5 protein-coding genes are annotated in these 5,630 nt (G+C 74.2%); 2 read left to right on the plus strand and 3 right to left on the minus strand.

The genetic code is table 11. From position 1 onward, the window contains the following. Positions 1-253: hypothetical protein (locus tag ACPYOM_RS20645; RefSeq protein WP_481347385.1), on the minus strand; the 253-nt coding region annotated here is incomplete at its 3' end. Between the two features lie 455 nt (positions 254-708). Between ACPYOM_RS20645 and ACPYOM_RS20650 the strand changes: the two genes are divergently transcribed. Further along, complete coding sequence (locus tag ACPYOM_RS20650; RefSeq protein ID WP_481347386.1) at positions 709-1,578, plus strand: peptidoglycan-binding domain-containing protein; 870 nt, start codon at positions 709-711, stop codon at positions 1,576-1,578. Positions 1,579-1,633: 55 nt separating this feature from the next. Here ACPYOM_RS20650 and pheA read toward each other — a convergent pair whose 3' ends face one another. Both pheA and ACPYOM_RS20660 read right to left on the minus strand, forming a co-directional pair. Further along, on the minus strand, positions 1,634-2,581 hold the full coding sequence (gene pheA / locus ACPYOM_RS20655; RefSeq protein WP_481341458.1) for a prephenate dehydratase: 948 nt from the start codon (positions 2,579-2,581) through the stop codon (positions 1,634-1,636). Continuing rightward, the gene (locus ACPYOM_RS20660; RefSeq protein ID WP_481347387.1) at positions 2,578-3,111 is read right to left on the minus strand and encodes a DUF4446 family protein; all 534 of its coding nucleotides are present in this window, start codon (positions 3,109-3,111) and stop codon (positions 2,578-2,580) included. The genes pheA and ACPYOM_RS20660 overlap by 4 nt, the downstream gene beginning before the upstream one ends. A gap of 164 nt (positions 3,112-3,275) precedes the next feature. Between ACPYOM_RS20660 and ACPYOM_RS20665 the strand changes: the two genes are divergently transcribed. Next, on the plus strand, positions 3,276-5,468 hold the full coding sequence (locus ACPYOM_RS20665) for a hypothetical protein (RefSeq protein WP_481347388.1): 2,193 nt from the start codon (positions 3,276-3,278) through the stop codon (positions 5,466-5,468). Positions 5,469-5,630: the final 162 nt, after the last annotated feature.

Raw genomic sequence — 5,630 nt, forward strand, 5'->3', positions numbered from 1 at the left:
AGATGTGTATAAGAGACAGGAGCGACTGGGCGAGGTCACCGAGCCCGCGGGTGCCGCCCGGCTCGTTGCGCACGAGCAGCCGGTCGGACAGGTAGAGCGCCGGGTCGGGCGCCTGCCCGTCGGTCCGGCGCATCGCGGTGGCCGGGTCGAGGACGCGGACGGGGGGCCGGACGGGACGGGGCGTCGCGTCCTGGCCCTCCTGGCCGGGTTGGCCGGGCTGACCGGGGCGACCGGGCTGACCGGGCTCTGCCATGTAGTGCCTCCTGAGGGGTGAGCTCTGCAGCCGAGCAGGAATGCGCCGCGGCCCTGGCCCCGACGCTCTCACCGGAATGGTGGCGTACGGGGCCGAACTGATACATCGACGCGTCGAGAACTCGCCGACATTTTCCGCGGCGGGACGTATCAGGAGGGCGGTCGCCGGCTCTGTGCTGTCGGGGGACCCACTCGGGGACCTGGTCATCGAGCCGTCACGGGGGCCGCGGAGGGGCGGCTGGCTCGATGACCTCAGGGTCGGGCGCACTGGGGTCGCCCGGACCCGTGGGGCGCCGGCGGGCAGCGGCCGGCGCCCCCTCCTCACGTCCGGCCCCTCTGCCAGGTGTCCGTTTCGTCACGAAACGCCGTGTCGTGCCGGTGGGGCGGCGCACGGCACCGCATACTCGGACCGCGGCCCGGCGAGGGCGGGCCGACTCGGCAACCAGGGGTACCCGAATGACACCGCAGCACCGCACCCGTCCGACCAGCCCGGACGGCGTCACCGGCCCGTCCGGGCGCACGACCACCGACGCGACCACCGACGCGCGCGCTCTGCGGGCAGCCGGCGCCTCGTCCGCAGCGGTTGGGGTCCGCCGCTGGGCGCCCCTGCTGGCGGCCGTGCTGCTCGCGCCCGTCCTGGCGGGGTGCGGACCGGACGCGGGCGCGGCCACGCCGTCCGCGTCGCTCACCGCGTCGGTCGAGAGCCCGAGCGACCCGACACCGACCGAGTCGACGACCGAGACGACGCCCGCGGTGATCCCCACGGTGACGGCTGCGCCGCTGACCCCGACGCGTCCGACGCCCACGTCTGCGGCCACGACGACCGCCGGCCCCGACGCCGGCCCGGACGCCGGCTCGACGGCGGGCAGCTGCACCCGGACGCTCGACACCTATCCGACGCTCGAGCCCGGCGCCACGGGCCCGGCGGTCAGTGCGCTCCAGTGCCTCCTCGACGACGCCGACTTCGGGCCGGTCCGGGTCGACGGCCGCTACGGTGCCGCGACGAGGGCCGCGGTCGCGCGGGTCGAGTCCACCCTCGAGGCCCCGGTCTCGCACCCGGGCCGCGTCGACAACAGCATGTGGGTCATCGTCATCAGCCGGTCCCTCGGGGACCGCACCCTGAAGCCCGGCGCGAAGGGTGCCGACGTGACGACGCTCCAGCGGGCCCTCCGCGCGGCCGGCGCCAAGCTCGCCGTCGACGGCGTCTTCGGCCCCGGCACGACGAAGGCGGTCGAGACCCTCCAGGCCGCCAACCGCATCGGCGTCGACGGGATCGTCGGTGACGAGACGCTGTTCCTCCTCAAGAGCGGCGCGACGATCGGCTGAGCCGGACCGCGCGTCGCGGGCCCGGCCGGCTCGCCGTGCCCTGCCGACCGGGCGGTCAGGCGCGCAGGTCGCGGAGCCAGGCCCGGGCCGCCCGGAAGTCCTCGTCCGTCGTTCCCGGACGCGTCCCGGGCAGGCCGCCGTCGGCCCGCGGGTACGAGCCGAGGAAGCGCACCTCGGCGCACACCCGGCGCAGCCCCATGAGCGTCTCGCCGACCCGCTCGTCGAGGACATGGCCCTCGACGTCGATGGAGAAGCAGTACGAGCCCATGGCCTCGCCCGTCGGACGTGACTCCAGCCGCGTCATGTTGACCCCGCGCACGGCGAACTGCTCGAGCAGCTCGAGCAGGCCGCCGGCATGGTCCTCCTTCTGGAAGAGGACGACCGTGGTCTTGTCCGCACCGGTCGGCGCCGGCAGGGTGCCCGGCCGCGACACGAGGACGAAGCGCGTCACCGCGGCCTTGTTGTCGCCGATGTCCTCGGCGAGGACCTCGAGCCCCTCGTTGCTCGCGGCGACCGGCGCGCAGACGCCGGCGTCGAACATCACCTCGCCGGGCGCCCCGAGCGCAGTGGCGCTGGCCGCCGTCGACAGCGTCGGCACGTAGGCGGCGTCCGGCAGGTGGGCGCCCATCCACGAGCGCACCTGCGCCCACGCGTGCGAATGGGTGCCGACGGCCTTGACGTCGCCGAGGGCCGTGCCCGGTCGGGCGCAGAGGACGAAGGTGATCGGCACGAGCACCTCGCCGATGACGACGAGCGGGTCACCCGTGGCGAGGGCGTCGAGCGTCGCCGAGACACCGCCCTCGACGGAGTTCTCGATCGGCACCATGGCGGCGTCGATGTCGCCGGCCCGCAGCGCCGCGAGGGCCGCGTCGACCGACCCGAACGGCACGTGCTCGCGGCCCTCGGCGGCGTCCCACGCGTCGAGCGCCATCTGCGTGAAGGTGCCGCGCGGACCGAGGTAGCCGAAGCGGTGCAGCTCGTCGGGGGTGCGTGGAGGGGTCACGAGGCGTCCTTCGTACGGGCTGGTGTCGGGGCGCCGGAATCGGTGCCCGGGTCGCCGCTGGTCGCCGACGCGAGGGCCTGCTGCTCCTCGGGCGTCAGCGTGATGCTCGAGCGGCCGCCGACGATGCCCTTGGCGTACGTCCGGGACTCGCTGCGGGCATGGATCGAGCTGAGGACGATGCCGTCGCCCTCGTCGTCGACGATGGCGGCCGAGAACGACAGGCGGCCACCCATGTCCCCGAACGCGTCGTAGCGCACGACGGCCACGTTGCGCAGGCTCTGGCGGACGTCCGCCTCGGCCGCGGCGACGTCGGCGCGCACCCGGGTCACGTCGGCGGTCAGGCGCTCGATGCGTCGGTTCTGGTCGGCCGCGAGGCGGGCGATGTCGGTGCGGGCGCCGTCGGCACCGAGCACGGCGAAGTCGGCGCGGACGCGGCGGAGCCGCGCATGCGCGAGGACGGCGAGGACGAGCGCGAGCAGCGCGACGCCCGCGGCGGCGAGGGCCACGGCCGTGAGCGTCGTGTCGTCCACGAGGCGCAAGGGTAGTCCCGGGACCCGTGGGACGGCCGCCGGTTCCAGCCCGTGAGTCAGCCCGTGAGCCGCCCTGACGCAGCCTGGTCCCGCCGGGTCCAGCCGGTGATCCAGCCGGTGATCGGCGACGCCCGCGTGCGGAGCCGGTTTGTAGTCTGTCCTGCGTGATCCGCCGCCACCCCGTCAAGACGCTCGTCGTCGCGCTCCTTGCCGTGGTGGCCGTCCTGACCCTCGCCTACGTCGGGCGCGGCGAGGTGCCGGTGCCGCCGACGACGACGCCGAAGCCGGGCGACTCGCTCGTCGTCGTCGGGATCGGCGGCCTGTCCTGGGACGACGTCAGCCCGGAGAAGACGCCGACGCTGTGGGGACTGCTGCGCGACGGGTCGGCCGCGTCCGTGTCGGTCAAGACGCTGCGGCTGACGACGTGCCCCGTCGACGGCTGGTCGACGGTCGGGGCGGGAGAGTCGGCGGGCCCGGCGTCCGACTCCGACCGCCCCGAGTGCGGGCCGCTGCCCGCGGTCGCCGGCGACGCCACGGCGGGTTTCCGCGTCATGGGGTTCGACGCCCTCGCCGAGAGCTCCAGCCGGTCGGAGTTCCGTGCGCACCTCGGTCTGCTCGGCGACAGCTTCGCCAAGGGCAACACGTGCATCCAGGCGGTCGGCCCCGGCGCCGGCCTTGCCGCGGCGACGAGCGACGGCAAGGTCGGCAAGTACGCCGAGTTCTCCGTCACCACGCTGGTGTCCGACCTCGCGCAGTGCCCGGTCTCGATCGTCGACGTCGGCTCGCTCGATGCCACCGACCCGAACCCGGCGCGCCAGGTCGAGCGGGTCAACGTCCTCGAGCGGCGCCTCGACCAGGTCGTCGACGCCATGCCCAACGGTGCCGACCTCGTCGTCGTGAGCCTGTCCGACCGCGACCGGGCCGAGCGCCTGCGGCTGCTCACGGCGACCGGGCCGCACTACGGGCCGGGCCTGCTCGCGTCGGCCTCGACCCGGAGCACCGGCGTCGCGCAGCTGTCCGACGTCACCGCGACGATCCTGCAACGCGGCGGCGTCACGCCGGTGACCGGCATCGGGGGCCGGGCGCTGTCGGTCGTGCCGTCGGCGAACAACAGCGAGTCCACGGCCGCGACGAAGCTGACCGTGCTGACCGACATCGACACCAAGGCCGACGCGATGCACCGCATCGTCGCGCCGTTCCTGCTCATCTGGCTCTCGGCGATGACCCTCGCGCTGCTGTCCCTCTGGTGGATGGTGCGCCGGGCCCGGCCGTGGAACCAGCGCCTGACGCGTCAGCGGGGGCTGCGCCTGGTCCGCCTCGTCGGCATCGTCGGTGCGGCGATGCCCGCCGCGACCTTCCTGGCCAACCTCGTGCCGTGGTGGCGGTGGTCGGACAACACCGTCGTCCTGACCACCATGCTGCTCGGGCTCGTCCTGCTCATGAGCGCGGCACTGGCGTTCGTCTCGCTCAACGGGCCGTGGAGCTCGTCGGCGCTCGGGCCGCTGGCGGCGATGTCGGCGCTGACCGCGGCGGTCATCGGCATCGACCTCATCACCGGCTCACACCTGCAGATCTCCTCGATCTTCGGGCTCCAGCCCCTGGTCGGCGGCCGCTTCTACGGCATGGGCAACGTCGCGTTCGCCCTCTACGCCTCGGCGGTGCTCCTCCTGTGCGCCGCCATGGCGCACGCGCTCGTGCGGCGTCAGGCCCCGCGGCTCGCGGTCTTCGCCGTCGTCGTCATCGGCGGTGCCGCCCTCGCCGTCGACGTGCTGCCGGCCTGGGGCGCCGACTTCGGTGGTCCCATCGCCCTCGTGCCCGCGCTCGGCTTCCTGCTCATGGGCGTCATGGGCCGGCGCACCTCGGTGCGCAACGTCGTGCTCGTCCTCGTGGCCGCCGGGATCGTCGTCGGCGGCGTCTCCTACCTCGACTGGCGGCGGCCGGAGTCCGAGCGCTCGCACCCGGGCCGGTTCCTGCAGACCGTCATCGACGGCGGCGCGTGGGACGTCATGTCGCGCAAGCTGTGGGCCAACATCGACCTCGCCGTCCACCTGCCGGTGCTGCTCGTCCTCGTCGTCGCGGTCCTCGCCGTCGGTGTCTTCGTCGTCGCACGCCCGGGAACCCTCGGCAGCGAGCCGCTGCGGCGCCTGCTCGACGAGGCCCCGCAGCTGCACCGCGGGCTCTGGTCCATCGTCGTCATGGCCGTCATCGGCTTCCTCACCAACGACTCCGGCGCCGCCATCCCCCCGGTCGCGGCGATCTTCACCGTGCCGCTCGTCATCTCCGCAGTCATGCACTTCCTGTCGATCGAGGCGCGCAAAGCCCCGGTCCGCCGTCGCCGCGACCGCCACCACCTCTGACCCCGCCCCGGCCGCCCGATCCCCGCACCCACCCGCGCCGGCGCCCGCGGGCACCCGAACACCCTCCCCCAGCTGCACTCGCGGACCGAACGGTTCGTTCGGTGCCGAACCAACCGGTGTACCGACTGTCTCTTATACACATCTGACGCTGCCGACGACGGA

It is taken from the genome of Monashia sp. HAY1-2A (genome assembly GCF_056755315.1).